Source organism: Pseudarthrobacter sp. GQ63 (genome assembly GCF_059758765.1).
Map to the genome: position 1 here is coordinate 68,306 of NZ_JCAXEF010000012.1, position 24,437 is coordinate 92,742.

Below are 24,437 nucleotides of genomic sequence, written 5' to 3' on the forward strand. Positions count from 1 at the left end.
GGAGGTAATCGCTAGATCGAGTACTCCGGAGCGGCCCAGACAACAACTTCGGGGTGCTCGTAGAACCGGTACCCCTGGCCGCGGACTGTGCGCACGGTGTTGGCAAGGCGGCCCAGCTTGGAGCGGAGCCGGCGGATGTGGACGTCGATGGTGCGCTCGTTGGGCACCTCTTCGGCGTTGCGCCACAGCCCCTCAAGGAGTTCGTCGCGCCCTACGGTGCGGGTGCCGTTCTCCACGAGGTAGTTCAGGAGCTCGAACTCCTTGAACGTCAGGTTGAGCGACTCGCCATCCAGGTGGACTTCGCGGCGTGCCAGGTCGATCAGGACGCCGGACGGACGCGGCTCCTGTGCCTGCGACGGACGCGGGGCCTCGGTGCGCTGGCGGGCGTTGACGGTGGGGTCACCGAAGGTGGAACGGACGACGTCGAGCGCGGAACCGGGTGTGCCGGCCGGGGCAACGGCAACTGCTGCGTAGCTTTCGGCGCCGGACACGAGGGACTGGGCGTAGGCGCGGATCTCCTGGGCCAGCTTGGCGATGGAGGTTCCGGCCGCTGCCGCCGTTTCCTCGTCAATGCCCATGTAGAGGACAAAGCCGCGGGCAACGTTGTCGTTGGCTACGGGCCGGACAGTGTTTGGACCGGCCACCACGGGAGTGGGGACGGTCATGGGTGCCGCCTCTGCGGGCTGGACCGCACGGAGCTGCCCGTAGGAGCTGGGGTTGAAGCCCTGCGGCGCGTAGCCCTGGGAGGGGAAGCTGCTTCCAGATGATGATGGAGCCAGGGCGGGTCGCGGTCCAAACCCGGGGCGGAGGCCCGAGGGCTGGCCGGCCTTGGCGGCGTTACGGACAGAAATGTGGACGTATCCGGATGCAACTGACATGGAATGCTTACCTCAATGTGAATGGCCGTCATCGCGGCCCGAATGCTGGGAATCCCCGCAATGCGAACTGGGGAGGGGCGCCCGACGCTGGGCTGGGGGCGAATGCCTAAGAACTTCGGAGGGTGGGAAGGTCAGGCGTGCATTCGACAACAGCGCATGTCGGCAGCAGCGGATGTGCTGGGCCAATATTCTGCGGCTGCAGGTGCTGTTGAGTTCTTGTTCACATTGGAAGTGTGCAGCGTAACAATGGCAACTTGCAAGTAACAATGGACGCGATCGTCCGAATAATGAGACAGATTCCGCGATAGTGCTCCAAATCACAATTCTGGACGCCGTAAAAAATAACGGTTGTTATCCGGCATTCTGCCTTCTTATTGGTGCTGGACAGAATATTGTTCGATCGAAGTGGGGCCAGCGGTAGATTCGTTCACCAGAGCGTCTGATAGCGGAATCTCGCTCTTCGCCCTGGTGGCGTGTCCAGCCGCCCCCGCTTTTGGACAGAAAAAATTGTGTGCGGAGCGGATGTTGGGGTTACCGAAGCCCGATATGCCGCCGCTTGAATGTCCGCGTCCGGGCGGCCGCGGACGCGGGGATGACACGCCTGGGACCCTCCACGGATCCAGCTCGCTAGGCTGGGATTCACAGCTTGCGCACAGGAACGCCATAGCCGGGCTTAAACCATTGATCGGAGAGTTGTTCCATGGCCACCTCCCACTCCATGACAAACAACCTCCCCACGCTCACGCATCCGGACGGCTCCCCCATCAGGGCGCTGGTGGTGGATGACGAGCCTAGCCTTTCCGAGCTCATGAGTATGGGGCTGCGCATGGCCGGCTGGTCCGTGGCGGTTGCTGCCGACGGCCCCGGGGCAGTGAAAGTGGCCAAGGACTTCCGCCCTGACGTGCTTGTCCTGGACGTCATGATCCCCGGTTTCGACGGCGTCGAGGTCCTGGGCCGGATCCGTGCCTTTGCGCCCGAGGTTCCCGCTTTGTTCCTCACCGCCAAGGACGCGGTCCAGGACCGGATCGTTGGCCTCGCGGCCGGCGGCGACGACTACGTCACCAAGCCGTTCAGCATGGAGGAGGTCCTGCTCCGCCTGCACCGCCTGGTCCAGCGGTCGGGTGTGGCCGCGATGGACACCGCCGAGCTGGTGGTGGGAGACCTGGTCCTCAACGTTGACACCCGTGAGGTGACCCGTGCGGGTGAAGAGCTCCAGCTGACAGCCACCCAATTCGAGCTGCTCCGCTACCTTATGGAAAACCCGAAGCGCGTCATCAGCAAAGCGCAGATCCTGGACCGGGTCTGGAACTACGACTTCGGCGGCCAGGCCAACATCGTGGAACTCTACATTTCCTATCTGCGCAAAAAGGTGGACGCCGTCCATCCGCCCATGATCCACACCGTGCGCGGCGCCGGATACGTCATCAAGCCGGCGGAGTAGGAAAGCGATGGCGTCCGCGCACAGTACGGAGCCGCAGCCCCGGAGCTGGCTGAAGCCCGGCACCTGGCACCTGCGGACCCGCCTTGTCCTCCTGGCCATGACCTTGCTGGTTGCCATTTGCGGGGCGGTTGGCGTGGCGAGCTATGCCTCGATGGACGAGTTCCTCACCCGGCAACTCGATGAGCAGCTAAGCCAGGCCGCAGCCCGTTCCAACGATCCCGGCCGCCCTCCCTCGGGCGGCTTTAACGGCCGGGATCCCCTGGACGCCCGCGGCCAGAGCGTTGGAACCCTCAACGCCCGGATCCTCAACGGCCAGGTCAACAGCGGCGGTTTCCTCACCTCGAATGCCACGCGCTCCCCCTTGTCCACGGAGGACAAACAGGTCCTGCTGGCCCTGCCAGCCAACGTGCAGCCGGTGGACAGGACGCTGTCCACCGGCGACTACCGGCTGGTGGCCATCCAGACCAACTTTGGTGACGTCCTGGTGACAGGACTCCCCCTGGCCGCCAAGGAGAGCACGCTCGCGTCCCTGGTGTGGACGTTCGTTTTCGTCTCACTGGGCGGCCTTCTCCTGATCGGCCTGGTGGGAACCGTACTGATCCGCCGCACCATGAAGCCCCTTGAGCAGCTCTCGGAGGTTGCCACCCGCGTTTCAAAGCTGCCGCTGGATGCCGGCGAGGTGGCGCTTGCGGTGCGCGTGCCGCCGTCGAACTCCAATCCCGCAACGGAGGTGGGCAGCGTGGGCCACGCGCTGAACCTGATGCTGGACAATGTGGCCAACGCGCTGCAGGCACGGCAGAAGAGCGAAACCAAGGTCCGGCAGTTCGTGGCGGACGCTTCCCATGAGCTCCGCACGCCGCTGACCGCCATCCGCGGCTATACGGAACTGATGCGGATGACGGAACACTTCACTCCTGACGGGGAGAAGTCGCTGGCCAGGGTGCAAAGCCAGTCCCAGCGGATGACTGCACTGGTGGAGGACCTGCTGCTGCTGGCGCGGCTGGATGAGGGCCAGCCTTTGAAGTTCAGCGAGGTGGACCTGAACCAGCTGGTGGTGGAAGGCGTCAGTGATGAAAAGGTCATGGCGCCCGGGCACACCTGGCGGCTGGAGCTCCCCGACGAGCCTGTTGTGGTGGAAGGGGACCCGTCCCAGCTGCGGCAGGTGCTGATGAACCTGCTGTCCAACGCGCGCAAGCACACGCCGCCGGGGACCACCGTGGTCACCGGGGTGGGGAAGACGCCGGAGGGTGCCGCGGTGGTAACGGTAACGGACGACGGCGGGGGCATTCCGCCGGACTTCGTGGACCAGGTCTTCGCACGCTTCGCCCGCGCAGACGCGGCCCGGACAGGCAAGGCCGGCGGGCTTGGCGTATCCGGCACGGAAGGAACCAGCGGCCTGGGGCTGTCCATCGTGGAATCCATTGTTGAGGCCCACGGGGGCAAGGTCACGGTGACATCACAGCCCGGCCGCACCCAGTTCGCGCTTCAGCTCCCGCTTGTGCACGGAGAGACGCAAGACGGCGCGCCGTCAGCGTGATCCCTGTTACCAAAATGTGACTTAAGCGCTGCTCTCCTGTACCGTCGATTGGGTGCGGTTCCCGTTCGGGCCGCATATCCGGATGACGCCAAGCTCTGCCGCTTCCCGGATTCCGCTTGAGCATAGGCAGAGGCGGGGGACCCAACAGTCCCGGGCACTCAACTGCCCTTGGGGTTAAGCCAGCACGTGATCTTTCCGTGTGGCCGGATGCCCTCATCCGAACCCGACAGCTAACTCCGCAGGTGTGAGAGGCGATCCATCATGTCTAAGTTCCTTACTAAAGCACGCCCGAAACCAGGCTCTGAAGCTGGTGTCCCGCGCACGTCAGGCAAAATTCCGTCCTTCGGCCAGCGCGCTGCGATCCTCGCAGCGTCCGGCGCCCTTCTTGTAGGTGTTGGAGCCGCGGGCCAGGCTACCGACACCGCAGTGCAGGTGGCAGCCACGGAGACTCAGGCGGCTGAGGCACAGTCGAAGCTGAGCATCGAAAAGAGCGAAATCCAGGCGAACCCGGCCCCCGCTCCTGCGGCTGAGCCGATCAACGTGGTCCCGCAGGCAGCCGAACCGGCCCCTGCTCCCGCTCCCGAGCCTGCACCCGCGCCGGCCCCGGAGCCTGAACCCGCACCTGCGCCTGCCCCCGCTCCGGAGCCTGCACCCGTCGTCGCGGTCAATGACCCCGCAGGGGCACAGGCTTACGCCGCCGGCCAGCTGGCCTCCTACGGCTGGGCCGCGGACCAGATGCAGTGCCTGCAGACCCTGTGGACCAAGGAATCGGACTGGACCACCACGGCCACCAACCCGAGCAGCGGCGCCTATGGCATTGTGCAGTCCCTGCCTGCCGAAAAGATGGCCAGCGCGGGCGCCGACTACCGCACCAATTACCGTACGCAGATCAATTGGGGCCTGAACTACATCCAGGAGCGCTACCAGTCGCCGTGTGGAGCACTGAACTTCCACTACGCCAACAACTGGTACTAAACCGAGGCAGCTTTCCCCTCGCGGTCCAGCGCGTCCCGGCCCGGGATGTACTGGACCGCCCACCGGTTCCCGTCAGGATCGGCGAAGTACACAAAATGGCCCCAGTCCTGCACGTCCACATCGCTGACGTCCACCCCGTTGGCCTTCAGCTGCGCATGGGCGGCCTGGATGTCATTGACCACGAGCTGCAGGTTTGAGCCTGTGCCGGGCGGCGCATCCGTGAGCCCTTCCCCTATGCAGATGGAGCAGGCAGACCCTGGCGGGGTCAGCTGCACGAACCTGATGGAGTCGCTGGGCCGCGCGTCGAAATCGGCGTTGAAGCCCACCTTGTTGACGTAGAAGTCCTTGGCCCGGTCCACATCAGACACGGGCACAAAAACGAGTTCCAGTTTCCAGTCCATGCGCACAGGCTAAGCCTTGCGGCGGGAAGCGGGAAAGGCTTGAGTCCTAGCCTGCGATGCCGTACAGGCGGTCGCCCGCGTCTCCCAGGCCCGGAACGATGTAGGACTTCTCGTTGAGCTTCTCGTCGATGGATGCCAGGACGATGGTGACGTTTGCGCCGGAGAGTTCTTCCTCCAGCTTGGCCAGGCCCTCCGGCGCGGCGAGCAGGCAGATGCACGTGACATCCGAGGCGCCACGCTTGAACAGGAACTTGATGGCTTCGCGCAGTGTTCCGCCGGTGGCAAGCATGGGATCCAGCACGAAGATCTGCCGGTCGGTGAGATCCTCGGGGAGTCGCTCGGCGTAGGTGATGATGTCCAGGGTTTCCTCGTCACGGGCCATGCCCAGGAAGCCCACTTCAGCGGTTGGGACCAGCTTGGTCATGCCTTCCAGCATGCCCAGGCCTGCACGAAGGATGGGGACCACCAGCGGGGTGGGCTTGGTGAACGCGGTGCCCACGGTCGTGCTGACAGGAGTTTCGATGGTGACGGGCTCGGTGCGGACTTCTCGCGTGGCCTCGTAGGCAAGGAGGGTCACCAGCTCCTCCGTCAGCTGCCGGAAAACCGGGGACGGAGTGTTCTTGTCCCGCAGGACGGTGAGCTTATGGGCGACCAGCGGGTGGTCCACAACGAGAGTGCGCATGGGTCAAAACTATCACCCGGCCGCCGGGCCGCTCCCCTGCCGCCCGCTGCCCGTTCCCGACTGGGAAGCGCCGTCGTCGACCCTTGGCGGGGCACCGCCGTCGTTCTCCTTCGGGGCGGTACCGGTGGTGCTTTCCTCGTCCCCGGAGTGGTCCTCGCGCAGGACCGGATGTTCGAAGGTGGGCGCCGGGCCTGCGTGTTCACGCCGCCGCATCACATGGAACAGCCTGTGGGCCAGGATCACGATGCCCACCCACGCCAGCCCCAGGAACCAGCCCGCCATGACGTCCGTCATCCAGTGGTGTCCCAGGAAGACCCGGCTCAAACCCATGGCGACGATGAAGATCGTCCCCACCGTGATGGCCGCAATCCTGGCCCAGAGCACCTGGAACTGCAGGCACATGAGGTAGATCAGGACGCCTATCACCACGGTGGTGTTCAGGGTGTGGCCGCTGGGAAAGGACGGCGAGGTCTCGAAGGGCGGGACGGCCTCGGAGTGGTCCGGACGGGTCCTGCCGACAAGCCGCTTGCCCAGGGTGGTGGCCAGGGTGGAGACCAGGGCTGCCCCGCCCACCAGAACAATGGGCCGCCACGTCCTGCTCAGGAAGGTCAGCCAGGCGGTGAGGATGCTCGCCAGGATGGGCATGCCGATCCCGCCGCCGACGTTGGTGAAGCCCGTGGCGAAGGCGTCCACCTCGGGGTTCCGCAACGACTGCGAGTATTCCAACGCAGGAATATCAAGGCTCGCCAGGCCTTCCTCGTCCACGACGTCCGAGTAGACCTCGGCACCCAGGAGCGCCAGGGCAATCACCAGCGATCCGCCGATGATCATGGTCAGCCACAAGGCGGCGTACGGCTTGATCCACTTGTCCACGCGGTCTCGGACTGTGCTCACTGTGCCTCCCGGCGGATGTGCGTCACGGGCTCTGGGTATCCTTCGAAACTATCATTGAGCCATGGTCTCCGCAGATAAGAAACACCACGCGTGGATGGGCCTCGCCCTCGCCGAGGCCCATCGCGCCCTCGACACCGAGGACGTGCCCATCGGGGCCGTGGTCATTGGGCCCGACGGCGCAGTGCTGGGTTCCGGGCGGAACCAGCGGGAAGAGCTTGGAGACCCCACCGCCCACGCAGAGGTAGTTGCCATCCGCGAGGCGGCGGAACGACTGCGCCAGGTTTCCCTGCTCGACGGCGGCAGCGGAGACGGCTGGCGGCTCGCCGACTGCACACTGGTGGTCACCCTCGAACCCTGTGCCATGTGCGCCGGAGCGATTGTCCTGGCACGAATCCCCCGGGTGGTCTTCGGCGCCTGGGACGAGAAGGCAGGAGCTGCGGGGTCGGTGTTCGATGTGCTCCGCGAGAGGCGCCTGAACCACTGGGTTGAGGTGTATCCGGGCGTGCGCGAGGCCGAGTGCGCCGCCTTGCTGCGTGAGTTCTTCGCCGGGCACCGCTCGCGGCTCTGATTCACGCCCAGGCTGTCAGCGTCGTCCCCTGATTGCGGCCAGCACGTGGGCCGCCGGCTGTTCCCAGCCCGGCAGGGCTCCTCTTGCTTCCAGCGCCCGTGCCCGCCAGGCATCCCGGGTCCCGGCATCTTCCAGCCAGTGCCGAAGTGCCTGGGCCAGCAGGGCAGGATTTGCAGGATCATCATCCGCCGGGAAGGCTACCTTCGCTCCCGGAAGCGCGCCGCCGTCGTCGTCCTTCCCCGCCGTTCCCAGCTGCAAGGCCTCGACGGCGCCTGTACCGTCGCGCACCACTACGGGGATGCCGCGGGCGAGTGATTCGGTGACCACCATGCCGAACGCCTCGGCACGGGACACCAGGAGGCTGAGGTCCGCCCCACGCCATTCGATTTCCAGTGCTTCACCGGCCAGCTCACCGGTGAACTGGATCCGCCCGTCCATGCCGTGCATTTCTACTGCGGCTTTAACCTTTTGTGCGTAATCCCCGTCTGCCTGGTCTGACCCGACAAACGACGCTGTCCACTCAAGGTCCTGAAGCAGTGCCAGCGCGGAGACCGTGAGCAGCTGGTCCTTATTGGGCAGGAGCGCAGCCACTATGACCATGTGGGGCGGCGCGGACCCCTCGGCCAACGGCGCAGGGTCGGTGCCTGGGAGTGCGACCTTGAGCCCATGGAGTCCGTGGCGTTCTTCCAGGACTTTCCTGGCCCAGGTGCTGGTGCACACCACGCCGGTGGCAGCCCGGAGGGACCGTGCTTCACGCTCGTGATGTTCCGGGGCAGGCATATGCACCAATACCCATGTCTTTCGTCCGGCCTTGGCCGCGAATTCGAGCTCATCCGGCGCGCCCATGGCAATGAGCCCGTCGACAAGGGTCACGGTACCCGGTTGTTCCGCGTCGCGTCCGGTTTCCCACGCCCCGAGGACGCTGCCCAGCCGGCGTCGGGCGTGGGCACTGGCGTAGGGCCAGGAGCCTTCGACGGGGAGCACCTCCACGTCCACTCCCAGGACCTTCAGCCCCTGCACCAGCCGCGCGTTGTAGATGTTTCCACCGGAATGATGGTGGATGTTGCCGGGAACCAGCAAGCGGATGCGGTCCATGGGATCAGGCGGCTGGAAGGTCCAGCGAGTAGGCGGCCCAGGCGTCCGGGTTCTCGCGCAGGGTGACGTCGATCCCGGCGATCTGGCCGCCGTCGTCGTCATCCTTCAGCTTTTCCGCCACGGATGTGGCAACGTACTCCGCCAGCGCTTCCGTGGTGCTGAGCTTGCCCGCGAATTCGGGGTGCTCGTCCAGGTTCCGGTAGTTCAGGCCTGCCAGCGCCTCCTCGATCATGGTCCCGGCCGCGCCGATGTCCAGCACGATCGCGTCGTCGTTGAGCGTCTGACGGCGGAAGCTCACCTCCGCAACAAACGTTGCCCCGTGCAGGGCCTGGGCCGGCCCAAAAACATTGCGCGGAAGGCTGTGGGCGATCATGAAGTGGCGTCGGACAGTCAGGCTGAACATGGTTTACCTCTGGTCTTCTCGGGCGGGGTTCTTGGCGTTTTCGTTGCCGGGGTACTCAATGACGTGGCACAAGGCGTCGAGCTTGCCGTCAGCGAGGTCCTGCACCACGCCCGGCAGTTCGGCGAACGGCGACGTGCCGGTGAGGAAGGCGTCGAAGACCGGATCCTTCAGCAGCGAGACGGCGAGGTTCAGGCGGTCGGCGTTGGTCCTGCGGTGCCTGCGCGCCCGTGCCACCACTCCCACCTGGCTTGCCCTGATGGACAGGCGCCGGGCATGGAAGTCCTCCCCCAGCGGCAGGGTGACCCCGCGGTTGGCGTACCAGGACATTTCGATGACGTCCGCTTCGTCACCCGCGAGCTGCAGGCTCCGCTCCAATCCCTCCTGCGAGGCCGAGCAGTGAAACACGATGTCGCAGTCGGAAAGGGCGTCATCCGGATGGGCAAAGTCGACGCCCAGGGTATCCGCGAGTTTTTTCCGTCCCGGATCAAGGTCCACCAGTTGCAGGCGTTCCAGGGGAAAGGTCCTCAGCAGGGTGGCCACCATGCCGCCCACAAGGCCTGCGCCCACCACCGCGACCCGGTCTCCCAGGCGCGGGCCGGCCTCCCACAGTGCATTGACCGCGGTTTCCACCGTTCCCGTAAGCACTGCGCGGGAGGAGGGGACGTCGTCGGGGATCCTGGTGAGTGAACTGACGGGCACCACATAGCGGTCCTGGTGGGGGTTGAGGCAGAAGACGCGCTGCCCCGGCCAACCTTCCGGCCCTTCCTCGATAACACCCACGGACAGGTATCCGAATTTCACCGGCCCCGGGAACTCACCCTCCTGGCGGGGAGCCCGCATCTCCTCGGCCACCCGGGGCGGGACTGCGCCGGCGTGGACCACCATCTCGGTGCCTTTGCTGATCCCGGAGTAGAGGGTACGCACCAGGGCTTCGCTTGGGCCGGGCGCGGGAAGGTCCTCAGTCCGGAGCTCGCCGTGTTCCTTGGCCGCGGTCCAGTAGGCGGTTGCGTGCGTGGGACTGGTTTGATGAGTCATCTTGCTGATGAATCTAGCCCTCCTGGCGTGTACCGCGAAAGTTGGCTTGCGCCCTTGTGGGTGTAGGCCTGTGCAATTGCCGCCGGATCGGGAACCGTATTGCTCTTTCGAAAGGGAAGCGTACTGCCCGTTCGCAACAGAACCGTAGTGCCCTTCCTCGGCCGCCAGCGGATGGTCATCACCCCGCCGCGCCCTCCATCAGGGGGCGGCAGGAACTCCTTCGCCAGCCACCACCCACCAGGCCTCTTCGGACAGGGGGTCCTTCGGCTGCCGGTATCCGGGCAGGAACCAGTCAGCAAAAGTGTCTTCGGGAAACTCGTCGTGGGGAAACAGACTCTCGAAGGCAAGATCGTCGGCAGAAGCCTTGACCTCGGAGAGGTAGCCCGGGAACTGGCGCCGCTGCGAGAGTTCATCAGGCGGAGGCACGGCTTCGGAAAGATCCTCAGGGATCCTGAACTCTTCCCCGGAGGCCGACAGGACAGATTCCGGCCAGTGGGGTGGTTGCCAGTCTTGGTGTTCGCTTTTGTAGTGGCGGCCGGTGGGTGAGGTCCAGCCGGGTGGTTGGTTTTTGGTGGCTGGTGTTGGTTTCCAGCCGGTGGTGTGCCGGAGTTTGTGGTGTTTCGGGCAGGTTTGTCCGAGGTTGCTGATGCCGGTGGTTCCGCCGTGGTGCCAGGCGAGGAGGTGGTCTGCCTCGTTATCCAACGACGGGTTGTTGCAGCCGGGGAAGGGGCATTTGCCGTCCCGCATCCGCAGCCAGTTCCGCATGGCTTTGGTGACCCGGTAGCTGGTCCGGCCGATCTCCAGCGGGGCCCCGTCCCTCGGATCGACCAGGACGCGGTGGAACGCATCGGCCCCGTTCGCGACCAGGTCCCTCGCCATGGACGGCGGAACGGGGCCGAACCCGTCCAGCACCGCCGGCTCCTCCGTCAGGCCCATCAGCGAGAACACCGGCACGGTGACCAGGACCTGGGCCCGGATCCCCGGGGAAAGCAGGCCAGCACCGGTTCCTGCGCCGGCTCCGTCGCTGTCGCTTGCTTCCTCGCCGTTACCTGCACTGTTGTCTGCATGGAAGGTTGCACTGGTTCCGCTGGTGAGGATGGCTTGGGCGAATTTGTCGGTCCGGAGTTGGGTGAGGGTGCGGGGTTCGTTGGGTCCTTGTGCGGCCCGCGCGAGAGCGTTTAGGCGGTTCCAGCCTGCCAGAGCCTGGTGCGCGGGCAAACAAGCGGAGAGCCATGCCATGCCGTCCTGGTCAGGCCGGTATTCGACCCGCCGGTCCGCCGCGGCCTTGATATGGCGCTTCTCCAGCGACTCGGGATGGTGGCGTTCCCGCCACGTCCGGGCCTTGGCCTTGAACCGGTAGGCCGGCATCTCCCCGATCGTCGCCGCACCGGCCGGCCGTGGCGTGTCCGGGTCCAGGAAAAACTTCTCCAAAGCGGCTGCTCCGGCCCGGTCAAGGCCCACGGTCTGGTTCACCATTTCCCGGGCGTGCTGCCAGGAGATAGAACCGCCCTGCAAAGCGGCGAGGGTTCGGGGCAGGATCGTGGTCAGGGCGTGGGACTCGGCCAACAGGGCGCCGGCGGCGCGGTCACCGATGGCCAGTGCACAGCCGACCTCGGCCACCAGGCTCCGGTCCTGGGCCGTTGCCTCCTGCGGGGAGGACGGCGGACCGTTCAGCACACTCGTGGCGGCAGCCAACACCTGAACCGCCTGCGCCTTCACCGCCGCCAGCTTCGCCTCCGACCGCGCCACCCCGGCAAGGACATCCAACGCCCCATCAGCAACCCGCTGCAACGGATCATCATCAACCCCACCCCCAAGACCGGAAGCAGGCGACCCGGAAACAGCAGCGCCAGAAACAGGCGAACCGGCAACAGCAGCGCCAGAACCGGACGGACCGGAAACAGCCGCACCGCCGCCCGCGAGCACGGCCGTAAAAGCAGCCACAGAAGCGTCAACCGCTGCCTCCGCCTCCACCACCACCGGATTGCCTTCCATAAATCCATCTTCATGCGAGGGTCTGACATTTAAGGGGTCCGGTGCACCCCGGCTGAAAAGAATTGTAAAAATCTTTTCCGGCCTCTTTGCCAGGGCAGCGGGAGCTCCTCCCGACAATCCCGTTTTGGGGATGCACGCCTTGCTCCGGTACCCTATTGAGGTTGGTGACGTGTCCGAGCGGCCGAAGGTGCAACACTCGAAATGTTGTTTGGTGTCAAAGCCAACGTGGGTTCAAATCCCACCGTCACCGCCATGTAGCGAGGCCCTGCTTTTCCTGATAACTGAGGAAGGCAGGGCCTTTTGCTTTGCGCTGAAGGCGCAGAATCAACGGGCGCTGCAGATCACTTGCCCATCAGCGCCCGTGAACTCCTCAGCGGGGTAGGTATGTTTACCGCATGGACTTCAAAGGGGGATGCTGATGAGCACCAACGCCGTCGGAAGGAACCACTGGTTGGCATTGGCAGCCACGTACGGGTTCACCGTGAGCGTTGTGGCCATGGCAGATTGGCCTTGGCCTCTGTTCGTGGGTGGAGCCTTCATCCTCATCGTCGTCCTGCGCAGCGTCCGGTACCGCCAGGCTGTCCGGAAGACCCAAGCCGGGCTTGCCGGTCCCGGTGCTGGTGCCGGTCCCGGTGCCGGTGCCGGTGCCGGTGCCGGTGTTATCGGAAGCCTTTTCGGAGCCGGGGCACTACTCATCCGCGGCACGCCGGCAGCCACCTGGGCTGGGCCGCTGCTGGGTGTAATCGCATTCCTTGGACTGTTCCTCTACCTCCAGCGGTTTGCCCGCACCTAACGCCAAGCGAGCGAATCAGCTACGTGTCCAGTTCAGCCCACCGGCAAGGTCGACGACGAAGGGTTACGACGACGAAGGGTTACGACGAGCGAGCGTTACGACGACGGCGGGACGGCAGCGTTAAGGAATTCAGGCCCTGGACTTTGTCCAGGGCCTGAATTCTGGCTCGACGCCCCTACGCCGCTGCCTTCTCGGCAACACGCTTGGCGGTAACGGGACCAAGTCCCACAGCAGGCACCAACTAAAGGGGGTGTACTGACGCCCCTACGCCGCTGCCTTCTCGGCAACACGCTTGGCGGTAACGGAGGGAACGCCGTCGCCATCCTGCCCGTACAGCCAGTCGTTGTACTGGAAGTTGTTGTCCTTTCGGCTCTTGAACAGCAGGTTGCGGAGGGTGCGGGCCAGGCCGGACACGTGCCAGGACTCGCCCCACACGCGGGCGGTGCGCTGGACGCGGGCGGTGCGCCCGGCGCGAACATCATTGAACTCGCGGAGGGCCACATCCCACGCTTCGGGCCTGATTCCCTCGCCTGTGAAAACAGTGCCGACCGTGGCATCCTGCAGCGCTGCCGCGTCCTCAAGGGCCTGGCAGGCGCCCTGGGCCAGGTACTGGAGCATGGGGTGCGCGGCGTCGCCCATCAGCACCATCCGGCCGGCAACCCAGTTCTCGATCGGGTCGCGGTCGTACATGGGCCAGCGGATGCCGGTGGCCAGGTTCTTCAGCGCTTCCTGCACAGCCGGGACGCAGTCCTTGTAGGCGGCCTCGAGCTCGTCCACTCCCCCGTACTGCTCTTCGCCGCGTTCGAAGGACGGCGACTTGAAGACTGCCACAGTGTTGAGCAGTTCGCCCTTGCGCAGCGGGTACTGCACCAGGTGGCAGTCCGGCCCGAGGTAGACGATGACGTCCTCAAGGTCCGCCTTCGGGGTGTTCTCAGTGATGGGAACGGTGCCACGGTATGCAACGTAGGCCGAGGACACGGGCTCATCATCGGCAACGAGCGGGCGCAGGGTGGACCGGAGGCCGTCGGCGCCGATCACGACGTCGGCTTCGAAGTCCACGCCGGCCAGGGTGTGTGCCACGCCGCGGCCGCCCACCGTTTCCACACTCTCCACCGTGACATCGTTCACCAGCTTGACGCCCGCCGCCTCGCAGCCCTCCAGCAGCACCCGGTGCAGGTCGCTGCGGTGGATCACCACGTAGGGCGCGCCGTAGCGCTCCTCGAATTCCCCGTTGAGGGTCTGGCGGGTGAGTTCCTCGCCGGTGACGGCGTCGCGGAACACCAGGTGTTTGGGCTGGACGCCGATTTCCAGCGCCTTTTCCAGCAGGCCCCAGCGCTTGAGGACGCGGGAGGCGTTGGGCGCCATCTGCAGCCCGGCGCCCACCTCGCCGAATTCGGGGGCGCGCTCCACCAGGGTCACGTTGGCACCGTTCTCGCGCAGTGCGAGGGCGCCGGCCAGCCCGGCCATTCCCCCTCCGATCACCAGGACATCGGTGGACGTGGCGTGCTCAGACATTGCTAACTCCTGTTGTTGGGGTTGAGTGGGAAGTTGAGAGTTTTGATTTGAGGTTGATGCCGACGGCGGCCAGCAGGACTGCTGCGATGCCGGCGGCACCTGCGAAGGCCAGGAAGTTGGAATTGACGCCCAGCCCGGCAGCCAGCAGGAGGCCACCCACCTGGGGAGCTACGACGGCGCCAATCCGGCCCGTGCCGAGCGCCCAGCCAAGTGCCGTTCCCCGCAGGTGGGCGGGATAGTGGCTGGCTACCGCGGCGATGATGAGGCACTGCGTGCCGTGGGTTCCGACGCCGGCCAGGACCAGCATCAGGTAGACGATGGAGACGGAGGGCCCGCTCACCAGCACCACCAGCGCGACGGCGGCGACGGCGGCTGCCGCGATCGCCGTCGGAATTGGTCCGAAGCGAGTCCCCGCCCAGGCGGTAATAACGGATCCGGCCACGGCACCGAGGTTCAGGGCCAGGGCGAAGGTCAGGGCGGAGCCCAGGTTGTAGCCCGCAAGCTGCATGAGGTTCGGCAGCCAGGTCCCCAGCCCGTACCAGGCGAAGAGGGTGGCGATGGTGGCAACGGCGAACAGCATGCTGATGCCCAGGTAGGGTGCGCGGAGGAGCAGGGAGAAGCCGGAGGGTTCCTTGGCCGCGACAGTCTCCGTGGCGGTTTTGGAGGCTGCCTTGCCGGCGGGCGCCAGGGTCTCCGGCAGGTACTTGAGCCCCAGCGGCACCACGATCACCAGGGCCAGCACGGCCACCAGGAACATCGACTGCCAGCCAAAGGCCGGAATGAGCTGGATGCCAACAAGGGCCGCGATGGAGCCGCCGATCGGAACACCGGACATCATCAGGGTGGCCACGATGGACCGCCACTTGGCGGGGACCAGCTCCGCAACCAGGGCATTCGCGGACGGCACCAGGCCGCCGAGTCCGATTCCGGCGAGGAGCCGCAGGGCTCCAAAGACAGCGGCGTTGGGAGCGAAGGCACAGAGGACGGTGAAGACGGAGAAGACGATGGCGCAGCCGAGGATGGTCCTGCGGCGGCCCCACGAGTCGGCCATGCGGCCGGCGAAGATCGCCCCGATCATCATGCCCAGGAAGGCCATTGAGCCGACCGTCCCGGCGGTTGCCTTGGTCAGCCCCCAGCCGGTTTCGGTGATCAGGGAGGACTGGACCGTGCCGTACACGATGAGGTCGTAACCATCGAAGACCACCAGCAGCCAGCACACGAGGACTGCGGCTGCCGAGGCCTTCGAGAACCGGCCGTGCCCGTCATTGGACGTGGGGGCGGAGGCCCCCGGCGAGGACCGTTGCGTCTCTGCAGCGGGAAGTGTGTGATTCATCCCACTACTGTCATGGCCACCGAAGATGAACCACAATACAATTCTGATGTGCAGAAAAACCCGCTTCCGCAACCAGCCACCACGACGGCAGCACGGAAGCCTGCACAGAAGAAGCCTGCACAGAAAAAACCAGTGCAGAAGCGGCCCACATACTCCATCGAGGCGGTGGACAATGCGCTGCAGCTCCTCCAGCTCCTGCGCGACGGCGGGACGCTGCGGCTGAGCGACGCCGCCGAGGAGCTGGGGGTGGCTCCGTCCACCGCCCACCGGCTCCTGGCCATGCTGGTGTACCGGGGCTTCGCCGTGCAGGACGAAACCCGCCGCTATGTTCCCGGTCCTGCCATGGGGGTCGGCCCGGCCGGGCTGAGCTGGACCAGGCTGCTCCGTTCGCTGGCCCAGCCCCATATGGAGCTCCTCTCAGCCCAGCTCAACGAGACGGTGAACCTCATGGTGCGGGTGGGCACCAAAGTCCGCTTCCTGGCAACAGTGGAGGGCAACAATGTGCTGCGGGTTGGCGACCGCCAGGGAACGGTGATGCCCGCGAACAGGACCTCCGGGGGCAAGGCCATGCTGGCGGAACTCGAACCGCACATGCTGGAACAGCTGTTCCGCAGCAACAACGCCGAGATTGGCGGGGACACCATTCCCGACGACGAGTATCCGAAGTTCCTGCGCGAGCTGGAGTCCATCCGCGGCAACGGCTTCGCAGCCAACTTCGAAGGAACAGAGGACGGCGTCAGCGCCCTGGGGATGGCGCTGCACAACCGGCACGGGCAGGTGGTGGGCGCCCTCAGCGTCGCCACCCCCGCCACCCGCTTCCGCGCAGTGTTCGACGCCGGACTGGTCCCCGCCCTGAAGGAATGCTGCCGGCAGCTTGAGATCGATATCGCCGCGAATCCGGCAGAGCCGGACTAAAGGCCGCAGCATCCCGTCTGCACCGCAGCGGCGCGGAATTCTGAACAGCAGAATATGTTGGAGCTCACACCCCGTCCTTCCGTAGAGTCAGGCCACGCCAAAGAACTGTTCTGACCTACAAAGGAGGCCCACGTGTCCATCAGCGCCGAGAACACGACCCATGAATCTGTGGCCGCGGGGATCACCGCTCCGGAGCCCACGCCCGAGGAGGCTGCCCAGCTGGAGCAGCTGTACCGGGATTTCGATAAAGAGAACCTGATTCCGCTGTGGACCGAGATTGGCGACCTGATGCCGATGGTCCCGTCACCGAAGGCTGTGCCGCATGTGTGGCGGTGGAGCGACCTCTACCCGCTGGCCGCCCGTGCCGGTGACCTGGTGCCGGTGGGCCGCGGTGGGGAACGCCGCGCTATCGCCCTTGCCAACCCCGGCCTTGGCGGCACCGCTTACGCAACCCCCACGTTGTGGGCAGCGATCCAGTACCTCGGCGGCCGCGAAACCGCGCCGGAGCACCGCCACTCCCAGAATGCGTTCCGCTTTGTGGTTGAGGGCGAGGGTGTGTGGACCGTGGTGAACGGGGATCCGGTGCGGATGTCCCGCGGGGACTTCCTGCTTACCCCGGGCTGGAACTTCCACGGCCACCACAACGACACCGATGAGCCGATGGCCTGGATCGACGGCCTGGACATCCCGTTCGTGCACTACGCGGACGCAGGGTTCTTCGAGTTCGGCACAGAACGCGTCACCGACGAGGCCACCCCGGACATTTCCCGCTCCGAGCGCCTCTGGGCCCACCCCGGCCTGCGCCCGCTTTCCGGCCTGGATGACACCACCAGCTCCCCCATCGCCGCGTACCGGTGGAAGTACACGGACGCGGCCCTGCGCGAGCAGCTGCTCCTGGAGGACGAGGGCCACCCGGCCACCGTGTCCCAGGGCCACGCCGCCATCCGCTACACCAACCCCACCACCGGCGGGGACGTGATGCCCACCATCCGGGCCGAGTTCCACCGCCTCCGCGCCGGCGCCGCCACCGAAACGGTCCGCGAGGTAGGCTCCAGCGTCTGGCAGGTCTTCGAGGGCTCCGGCTCCGTGGTCCTGAACGGCGAAACCCGGACCCTGGCCAAGGGCGACCTGTTCGTGGTCCCGTCCTGGGCTGCCTGGTCGCTTCAGGCTGACGCAGGCTCACGAACGGAGTTCGACCTTTTCCGCTTCAGCGACGCCCCCATCTTTGAGCGCCTGAACTTCAACCGCACCTACATCGAAGGACGCACCAAGTAATGAAACTCCTCACCCTCCGCCTGACCTCCGGGTACGCTGCCACCGGCACTGAAGCGCGCACGACGGCGGTCCGCCAGGACGGCGACACCCTCACCGAGATCCCCGGCTTCGCCGACGTCGGAGCCCTGCTGCAGGACCCCGCCTGGGAAACCACCGCGAAGGCGGCCAACGGCGCAACGCACCCCCTCGACGGCGCGGACCTCGCCGCCGTCGTGCCTTCCCCGGGGAAGATCATCTGCGTGGGCCACAACTACCGCAACCACATCAAGGAGATGGGCCGGGAAGTCCCCGAATACCCCACCCTGTTCGCCAAGTACGCCGAATCCCTGATCGGGCCCAACGACGACCTCGCCCTGCCCCAGGAATCGGACACCGTGGACTGGGAAGCCGAACTCGCCGTCGTCATCGGCAAGCAGGGCCGCCGGATCAGCGAGGCCGACGCCGCGGACCACATCGCCGGCTACGCCGTCCTGAACGACATCTCCATGCGCGACTACCAGTTCCGCACCATCCAGTGGCTGCAGGGCAAGACCTGGGAGAAGTCCACCCCGTTCGGCCCGGCCCTGGTCACCAAGGACGAATTCATTCCCGGACCGCTCATGACCTCCGCCGTGGACGGCGACGTCCAGCAGTCCACCCCCACCTCGGACCTGGTGTTCACCCCTGAATTCCTGGTCTCCTACATCTCCACGATCATCACGCTGAACCCGGGCGATGTGATCGCCACCGGCACCCCCGGCGGCGTGGGCCACGCCCAGGACCCCAAGCGCTACCTGCAGGAAGGCCAGGTCCTGGTGACCACCATCGAGGGCCTGGGCCAGCTGAAGAACCGCGTGGTCAAGGAAGCCTGATGGTTGCCCGCCACGACCAGACCACCGACCCGGCGCTCCTGGACGCACTGCTCCAGGCACGCCGGGGCACCGCGTTCTTCGCCCGCAAGCTCAACGAGCTTTCCGACGCAGAGCTCGACGGCGGCACCCTCCTCCCCGGCTGGACACGCCGCCATGTCGTGGCACACGTGGGCTACAACGCCCGCGCCATCGCACGGCTGATCGAATGGGCAGCCACCGGCGTCGAAACCCCGATGTATCCCTCACCGGAGGCCCGCAACCACGAGATCGATTTCGGGTCCACCCTGTCCCCGATCGCCCTGCGGCACCTCTTCGACCACTCCGCCGTGCACCTGAACGTGGAATGGCGCGACCTGCCCGCCGACGCCTGGCACCACAAGGTCAAGACCGCCCAGGGACGCATTGTCCCGGCGGAGGAAACCGTGTGGATGCGGACCCGGGAAGTCTGGATGCACGCCGTGGACCTGGACAACGGTGCCACTTTCAGCGACATTCCGGTCCCCGTCCTGGAACGCCTGCTCAGGGACATCACCAGCGCCTGGCACACCCGGGGCACCGACACCGGGCTCCTGGTCAAGGTGGACGGTACGGACCTGGCGTTCGGTGACGTGGGCGCCGCTGACCCGACGACCGTCACCGGGCCGCTGCCCGCCGTCGTCCAATGGGCCGCCGGCCGCGGCTCCCACGGCGTCACCGCCACCGGACCGGGCACTACCGAAGGCTTCCCCGCCGCACCGAAGTGGATCTAGGCACCTCCACGCAGCAGGAAAAAGGAAAGCCCCTCATGGAGGGGCTTTCCTTTTTAGTGCGCCGGTCAGAGCCTTGTGTCGAAGGAACCGCAGAACACGTTGTCGTTGAACGTGCCCTGGAACGCGGACTTGCCCTGGATCTTTTCGATGGTGGCCCGGATTGCCTCGCGGGACCCGGCGTGGGCGTGGATCGCCGTCTTCACCATGGGCACGTCAATCAGGTGGTTCGGCTGGTTCAGCGAAACGAACACGGTGGGAACCTCGGTGACATACCACGGGATTTCCGCGGCCATGGGAGTGGACCACTTGATCCGGATGGCCGCCTCCTGGGCGAACCCCTTCACATTGGCGAACACAAAAGCGGCGTCGTACTTGTCCGCATAGTCCCCGGTGGCTTCCTCCGAGATGATTGACATGAAGTTCACGCCAGTCTCCCCCGCGGCCTCCCGCTGGTCCGCCGTCTTGAACAGGTGCACCTCGAAGCCGGCGGCCTCCAGTTCCTCCTTGACGGTGTCCAGGTAGGCGAGCGGATCGGCGCGCGTGAAGTCCGCCCCGCCGGAGATGCCGTACAGCCGGATCCGCGGATGCGTCTGCGGCGTGATGGGCAGGTTGTGGGCCGTGTCCTTGACCAGCGTGACCGTCTTGTCAGCGATCTCCGCGGCAATGGCGCGGTGGGCCTCGCTGCCAATCCTGTCCAGCGCTTCCACGGGCGGCACGAGTTCCGCGCGCGGCCGCACGTGCAAACCAAGGGACGCTTTCAGCCCCAGGATCCGGCGCAGCGCATCATGCAGCCGCTGCTCGGTGATGACGCCGGACTTGTAGCCGTCCATCATGTAGCCGAAGTCTTCCGCGGGGTTGCGGAAGAAGAGGAACATGTCGCAGCCTGCAGCAATGGTGGCCGGCACCAGGTCCTTGCGTTTCATGGCCTGGGTGAGGCCGATCATCTGCGAGGCGTCCGTGAGGACCAGCCCGTTGAAGCCGAGCTCCCCGCGCAGCAGGTCCTGGAGCAGCTCCGGGGACAGCGTGGCCGGAAGGATGTCCGCGTCGGCCAGGCCGGGGCGGAAGTGCCGGGACAGTTCCGGTGCCCCGATGTGCCCGATCATGATGGACTGCACGCCGTGGCCGATCATTTCCCGGTACACGTGCCCGTAGGTCCGGTTCCAGTCCTCGTAGCCAAGGGTGTTGTAGGACGTGACCACGTGCTGGTCGCGTTCGTCGATGCCGTCGCCGGGGAAGTGCTTCATGGCACAGACGGTGGGTGACTCGCTGATGCCGTCGAAGTACTCCTTGGCCCGCTCCACCACGATCTCCGGGGTGTTGCCGAAGGACCGGGTGGAGATGACCGTGTTCCGCCAGTTGTAGTGGATGTCCACGATCGGCGCGAACGCCCAGTTGCAGCCCAGCGCCGCGGTTTCGACGCCGGCAACCTGGCCCATCTGCCGCGCGATGGCCTTGTCCGGGTGGGAGCCGGCCTGCAGGTGCGTGGACACGAACGTGCCGTCGTCGCAGCTGCCGGCTCCTCCCATTTCAGGGTTGGAGGCCACCAGCAGCGGAATCCGGGTCCTGGACTGGGCGTACCGGATGTGCTCCTGCACCGCGGCGGAGGGGCCTGGCCGGTAGCGCATGCCGCCCACGTGGTAGTTCCCCAGCACGCCGTCGAGGTACTCCGGGGAGTAGTCGTTGTTGTGGTTGATGAACAGCTGCCCGATCTTTTCCTCGAGGCTCATGCCGGCGATGGTGGAATCCACCCACTTAACGGCGTCGCCGTCGAGATTGAACGGCGCGGCCTGGAGGTCGACGTCGAACTGGCGGGGCTGGGTGCCCGCGGCACCTCCTGCACTGCGTTCCGGGGAAGGGCCGACGGCGGCAAGTCCGTCGAGTGCCTCCCGGACCACCTGCTGCACGGGCGCCGCGATGTCCACCACGATGCCGGTTTCGCCGGCGTCGAGCGGTTCAAGTGTGGCCAGCTGTGAGTCGAGGAGGGCCGGCGGCATGAAGTGGCCGGAGCGCCCTTCTGTCCGGGCCCTCAGGACGTCCTTGCTGCCGTGCAGGTGCAGGAAGACGGTGTCCGGCGCCTGTTCCCGGATGGCGTCGCGGTAGCTGCGGCGCAGTGCGGAGCAGGCCAGGACCAGTCCGCCGTCGCCGGCGTTGGCCAGTTCGGTGCCCACGGTGGCGAGCCACGGCCAGCGGTCCTCGTCGGTCAGGGGCGTGCCGGCAGCCATCTTGGCGACGTTCTCCACGGGGTGGAGGGAATCGCCGTCGAGGAAGGGGACACCGAGTTCCCTTGCGACGAGGTCGCCGATGGTGGTCTTGCCGCAGCCGGAGACGCCCATGACGATCACGCGGAGCTTGGCCTGGCCGCTGTCCTGGGCGGTTTCCTGGGGCTTGGGAGTGTTCACCAGTCGTGGACCGTTCCGTCGATAAGGCGGTTGTAGGGCAGGTAGGCCTGCTGGTACGGGAAGGCAGCCGCAGCTTCCTCGTTGAATTCGACGCCGATGCCGGGTTTGTCGCCCGGGTGCAGGTAGCCGTCCTTGAAGGTCATGGACTGCTGGAAGACCTCGTTGGTCTTGTCAGAGTGCTGCATGTATTCCTGGATGCCGTAGTTGTGGATGGCCAGGCCCACGTGCAGCTGGGCTGCGAAGCCCACCGGGGAGATATCGGTGGGGCCGTGGAAGCCGGACTTGATCTGGTACTGCGCGGCGAAGTCCATGACCTTCTTCAGCGGCGAGATCCCGCCGAAGTGGGTGGACGCGGCGCGGACGTAGTCGATCAGCTGTTCCTTGATGAGGGTCTGGTAGTCGTAGACGGTGTTGAAGATTTCACCGATGGCCAGCGGTGTGGTGGTGTGCTGGCGGACCAGGCGCAGGCCTTCCTGGTTCTCGGCCGGGGTGCAGTCCTCCAGCCAGAACAGGTCATACGGCTCCAGCGCCTTGCCCAGCTTCGCGGCCTGGATCGGCGTCATCCGGTGGTGGCCGTCATGCAGCAGCGGGATCTCGGGGCCGAATTCGTTCCGGACCGCCTCGAATACGGTGGGCAGGTGGCGGAGGTAGGCGCGGGTGTCCCAGTCCTCCTCGACCGGGAACGCCCCGCGGCCGGCGGGCTCGTAGTCATAGCGTTCACCCGAGGCCTGCGCCTGCGCGGCCACACCGTACACGGCGTTAATGCCGGGAACGGCGGTCTGGATGCGGATGGACTTGTACCCCAGCTCCAGGTGTTCCCGGACGGAATCGAACAGGGACGGGAGGTCAGCTCCCGAGGCGTGGCCGTAGGCGCGCAGCCCGTTGCGGGATGCCCCGCCGAGGAGCTGGTAGACCGGCATTCCGGCCATTTTGCCCTTGATGTCCCACAGCGCCATGTCCACGGCGGCGATCGCGGCCATGGTCACGGGCCCGCGGCGCCAGTAGGAGGAGCGGTACAGGAACTGCCAGGTGTCCTCGATCCGGTGCGGGTCCTTGCCGATCAGCAGCTGGGCAACGTGTTCTTTGAGGTAGGCGGCGACGGCCAGTTCGCGGCCGTTCAGGGTGGCATCTCCGATACCCGTCACACCATCCTCGGTGGTGATCCGGAGGGTCACGAAGTTGCGGGAGGGACTGGTCACGAAGACGTCAGCGGCAATGATTTTCACTGCGGGTCCTTTCAGGGCTGGGCTGGGGTGGTGGCGGGAAGGGTTGTGGTGGGACCGGCCGCGGCGCCGGGGGCAGCACCGTTGGAGGCAGCACCGTCGGCGCTACCGCTTTCACGGCGGGCACGGATCTCGGCAAGGATGTCAGCGTGCATGGCGTCCGTGAGTTTGTACTTGGACATCACCAGCACGGCGAGGAGGGTGAGGATGGCGGGAAGGGCCCCTGCGGCGACCTGGATGCCGAAGACTGCCTCAGCGGACTGCACGGCGCCGGACTTGTACCCTCCCAGCGCCAGGGCGTAGGCCGCGAGCGCGCCGCCCACTGCCTGGCCCGTCTTGCGGGTGAAGGAGAAGAGTGCGTAGGTGATTCCCTCGGTGCGGACGCCGGTCTTCCATTCGCCGTATTCCACGGTGTCGGCTTCCAGGGCCCACACCACGATGTTGACGGCGAGGACGCCCACCACGCTGATGAGGAGTCCACTGAAGCCGATCCACACCTGGCTGGCCGGCGTGAAGAAGATGATGGTCCCGCCAACCACCGTCACCAGGGACGAGTAGATGTAGACGCGCTTCTTGCCGATGGCACGGACCAGCCGGGGCATGAAGGCGGCCAGGACAAAGGTCAGGACCAGCTGCGCAATGGACAGCACGGGGTAGAGGTCCAGCCGGCCCAGGACGTCGCGCAGGTAGTAGAGCTGCACGGACGTCAGGGCGAGGTAGCCGGTGAGGAAGAAGAAGGAGCTGAGGCAGAGCATCAGGAGTGGCTTGTTGGTCTTGAGCGTGTCCATGCTCTGTTTCAGCGTCACGTTGGGGACGGCCCGGTGGACGCGCTCCTTGGCCGTGAGGACGGTGAAGAAGTAGAGCGCTGCGCCGATCGCGACGAAGACCAGGGTGATGGTGGTGAAGGTTCCCTGGAGGTCGGCGCCGGGCTTGATCAGCGGGGCCACAAAAATGCCCAGGGCTGAGCCGACCAGGAGCGCACCGACCATGCGGGCAGAGCCCAGCTTGGCACGCTCGCCCGGGTCCTGGGTCATGGCTCCCGCGAGGGAGCCGTAGGGGATGTTGACCAGGCTGTAGGCCAGGCCCAGTGCGGCGTAGGTGACGTAGGCGTAGAGGAGGGTGCCGGACTCACCGAGTTGCGGCACCGAGAAGGTGGCAACGCTCAGCAGGAGCAGCGGAAGGGAGCCGAACATGATGAACGGCCGGAACTTGCCGAACCGCTTGCTGAAGGTGCGGTCCACCACGCGGCCGGCGAAGACGTCGGCAAAGGCGTCGAAGATGCGGACGGAAAGCAGCAGCGTTCCGGCCGCCGCCGCCGAGATGCCGGCGACGTCCGTGTAGTACACCAGCAGGAACATGGTGGCGGTGGTGAAGGCCAGGTTATTGGCGGCGTCGCCGGCGCCATAGCCGACGATGCTCAGTTTGCTCAGCTTTTTCATGGTGTGGGCTCCTTTACCCGGGTGCCGCCCCGTGGGCCGGC

Annotated in this window: 22 protein-coding genes, 1 tRNA gene and 1 riboswitch; of the genes, 10 read left to right on the forward strand and 13 right to left on the reverse strand. The window is 66.0% G+C overall.

Translation table 11 applies throughout. The annotated features are described in order from the left end of the window. Positions 1–11: 11 nt before the first annotated feature. Complete coding sequence (locus AC6CHP_RS16950) at positions 12–878, reverse strand: winged helix-turn-helix domain-containing protein (RefSeq protein ID WP_104189022.1); 867 nt, start codon at positions 876–878, stop codon at positions 12–14. A gap of 700 nt (positions 879–1,578) precedes the next feature. On the opposite strand from AC6CHP_RS16950, the gene AC6CHP_RS16955 reads away from it, so the two are divergent. The 3 genes from AC6CHP_RS16955 (at position 1,579) to AC6CHP_RS16965 (ending at position 4,831) form a co-directional block, all read left to right on the forward strand. After that, complete coding sequence (locus AC6CHP_RS16955; protein ID WP_498231165.1) at positions 1,579–2,319, forward strand: response regulator transcription factor; 741 nt, start codon at positions 1,579–1,581, stop codon at positions 2,317–2,319. A gap of 7 nt (positions 2,320–2,326) precedes the next feature. Next, on the forward strand, positions 2,327–3,856 hold the full coding sequence (locus AC6CHP_RS16960; protein WP_498231167.1) for a sensor histidine kinase: 1,530 nt from the start codon (positions 2,327–2,329) through the stop codon (positions 3,854–3,856). Between the two features lie 93 nt (positions 3,857–3,949). Continuing rightward, positions 3,950–4,112, forward strand: a riboswitch (cyclic di-AMP (ydaO/yuaA leader). Between the two features lie 5 nt (positions 4,113–4,117). Continuing rightward, positions 4,118–4,831 (forward strand): aggregation-promoting factor C-terminal-like domain-containing protein, encoded by a 714-nt coding sequence (locus AC6CHP_RS16965; protein WP_377195601.1) that lies wholly within the window; start codon positions 4,118–4,120, stop codon positions 4,829–4,831. On the opposite strand, the gene AC6CHP_RS16970 is transcribed toward AC6CHP_RS16965, so the two are convergent. From AC6CHP_RS16970 to AC6CHP_RS16980, 3 genes are read right to left on the reverse strand one after another with little or no spacing between them, the layout of a single operon-like run. Continuing rightward, entirely contained in the window at positions 4,828–5,232 is a 405-nt protein-coding gene (locus tag AC6CHP_RS16970) for a glyoxalase superfamily protein (RefSeq protein WP_188732396.1), read from the reverse strand. The two genes, AC6CHP_RS16965 and AC6CHP_RS16970, sit on opposite strands and share 4 nt — an antisense overlap. Positions 5,233–5,278: 46 nt before the next feature. Continuing rightward, a complete protein-coding gene (gene upp, locus AC6CHP_RS16975) occupies positions 5,279–5,914 on the reverse strand; it encodes a uracil phosphoribosyltransferase (RefSeq protein ID WP_013599856.1) in 636 nt (211 codons plus the stop codon). Between the two features lie 12 nt (positions 5,915–5,926). Then, complete coding sequence (locus tag AC6CHP_RS16980) at positions 5,927–6,808, reverse strand: phosphatase PAP2 family protein (RefSeq protein WP_498231170.1); 882 nt, start codon at positions 6,806–6,808, stop codon at positions 5,927–5,929. A 61-nt stretch (positions 6,809–6,869) separates the two neighbouring features. On the opposite strand from AC6CHP_RS16980, the gene tadA reads away from it, so the two are divergent. After that, positions 6,870–7,376 carry a tRNA adenosine(34) deaminase TadA gene (gene tadA, locus AC6CHP_RS16985; RefSeq protein ID WP_188732397.1) on the forward strand — a complete coding sequence of 169 codons (507 nt, stop codon included), beginning with the start codon at positions 6,870–6,872 and terminating at the stop codon, positions 7,374–7,376. A 15-nt stretch (positions 7,377–7,391) separates the two neighbouring features. Here the strand turns inward: tadA and AC6CHP_RS16990 are convergent, their stop codons facing one another. From AC6CHP_RS16990 to AC6CHP_RS17005, 4 genes are all read right to left on the reverse strand, one after another. Beyond that, positions 7,392–8,471, reverse strand: a complete 1,080-nt coding sequence (locus AC6CHP_RS16990; RefSeq protein WP_498231173.1) for a glycosyltransferase family 4 protein — start codon at positions 8,469–8,471, stop codon at positions 7,392–7,394. A gap of 4 nt (positions 8,472–8,475) precedes the next feature. Continuing rightward, entirely contained in the window at positions 8,476–8,874 is a 399-nt protein-coding gene (locus tag AC6CHP_RS16995; protein WP_498231175.1) for a 6-pyruvoyl trahydropterin synthase family protein, read from the reverse strand. A gap of 3 nt (positions 8,875–8,877) precedes the next feature. Beyond that, positions 8,878–9,909 (reverse strand): zinc-dependent alcohol dehydrogenase, encoded by a 1,032-nt coding sequence (locus tag AC6CHP_RS17000; protein ID WP_377195597.1) that lies wholly within the window; start codon positions 9,907–9,909, stop codon positions 8,878–8,880. Positions 9,910–10,107: 198 nt separating this feature from the next. Beyond that, positions 10,108–11,904, reverse strand: coding sequence for an HNH endonuclease signature motif containing protein (locus AC6CHP_RS17005; RefSeq protein WP_498231177.1), 1,797 nt, complete (start codon positions 11,902–11,904; stop codon positions 10,108–10,110). A 163-nt stretch (positions 11,905–12,067) separates the two neighbouring features. Between AC6CHP_RS17005 and AC6CHP_RS17010 the strand changes: the two genes are divergently transcribed. Continuing rightward, positions 12,068–12,157 (forward strand) — tRNA-Ser (locus tag AC6CHP_RS17010). Between the two features lie 165 nt (positions 12,158–12,322). After that, positions 12,323–12,697, forward strand: coding sequence for a hypothetical protein (locus tag AC6CHP_RS17015; protein WP_498231179.1), 375 nt, complete (start codon positions 12,323–12,325; stop codon positions 12,695–12,697). A 264-nt stretch (positions 12,698–12,961) separates the two neighbouring features. Here the strand turns inward: AC6CHP_RS17015 and AC6CHP_RS17020 are convergent, their stop codons facing one another. Together AC6CHP_RS17020 and AC6CHP_RS17025 are read right to left on the reverse strand one after the other, a co-directional pair. Further along, positions 12,962–14,212 (reverse strand): FAD-dependent oxidoreductase, encoded by a 1,251-nt coding sequence (locus AC6CHP_RS17020; protein ID WP_498231181.1) that lies wholly within the window; start codon positions 14,210–14,212, stop codon positions 12,962–12,964. Further along, a complete protein-coding gene (locus AC6CHP_RS17025; protein WP_498231183.1) occupies positions 14,205–15,545 on the reverse strand; it encodes an MFS transporter in 1,341 nt (446 codons plus the stop codon). Before AC6CHP_RS17025 ends, AC6CHP_RS17020 begins: the two co-directional genes overlap by 8 nt. A gap of 132 nt (positions 15,546–15,677) precedes the next feature. Between AC6CHP_RS17025 and AC6CHP_RS17030 the strand changes: the two genes are divergently transcribed. The 4 genes from AC6CHP_RS17030 to AC6CHP_RS17045 all read left to right on the forward strand — a co-directional run bounded on the left by AC6CHP_RS17030 (position 15,678) and on the right by AC6CHP_RS17045 (position 19,335). Beyond that, positions 15,678–16,460, forward strand: coding sequence for an IclR family transcriptional regulator (locus AC6CHP_RS17030; protein ID WP_498231209.1), 783 nt, complete (start codon positions 15,678–15,680; stop codon positions 16,458–16,460). A 132-nt stretch (positions 16,461–16,592) separates the two neighbouring features. Continuing rightward, positions 16,593–17,735: a cupin domain-containing protein gene (locus AC6CHP_RS17035; RefSeq protein ID WP_310111548.1), complete on the forward strand. Its 1,143-nt coding sequence runs from the start codon at positions 16,593–16,595 to the stop codon at positions 17,733–17,735. Then, positions 17,735–18,586, forward strand: a complete 852-nt coding sequence (locus AC6CHP_RS17040) for a fumarylacetoacetate hydrolase family protein (RefSeq protein ID WP_498231186.1) — start codon at positions 17,735–17,737, stop codon at positions 18,584–18,586. The genes AC6CHP_RS17035 and AC6CHP_RS17040 overlap by 1 nt, the downstream gene beginning before the upstream one ends. Beyond that, a complete protein-coding gene (locus AC6CHP_RS17045; RefSeq protein WP_491730038.1) occupies positions 18,586–19,335 on the forward strand; it encodes a maleylpyruvate isomerase family mycothiol-dependent enzyme in 750 nt (249 codons plus the stop codon). The genes AC6CHP_RS17040 and AC6CHP_RS17045 overlap by 1 nt, the downstream gene beginning before the upstream one ends. 65 nt (positions 19,336–19,400) lie before the next feature. Here AC6CHP_RS17045 and AC6CHP_RS17050 read toward each other — a convergent pair whose 3' ends face one another. From AC6CHP_RS17050 to uidB, 3 genes are all read right to left on the reverse strand, one after another. Continuing rightward, positions 19,401–21,668 (reverse strand): gluconokinase, GntK/IdnK-type, encoded by a 2,268-nt coding sequence (locus AC6CHP_RS17050; protein WP_498231211.1) that lies wholly within the window; start codon positions 21,666–21,668, stop codon positions 19,401–19,403. 62 nt (positions 21,669–21,730) lie between these two features. Then, a complete protein-coding gene (manD, locus tag AC6CHP_RS17055; protein WP_498231188.1) occupies positions 21,731–22,960 on the reverse strand; it encodes a D-mannonate dehydratase ManD in 1,230 nt (409 codons plus the stop codon). A gap of 11 nt (positions 22,961–22,971) precedes the next feature. Beyond that, complete coding sequence (gene uidB / locus AC6CHP_RS17060) at positions 22,972–24,396, reverse strand: glucuronide transporter (RefSeq protein WP_498231190.1); 1,425 nt, start codon at positions 24,394–24,396, stop codon at positions 22,972–22,974. Between the last annotated feature and the right edge of the window lie 41 nt (positions 24,397–24,437).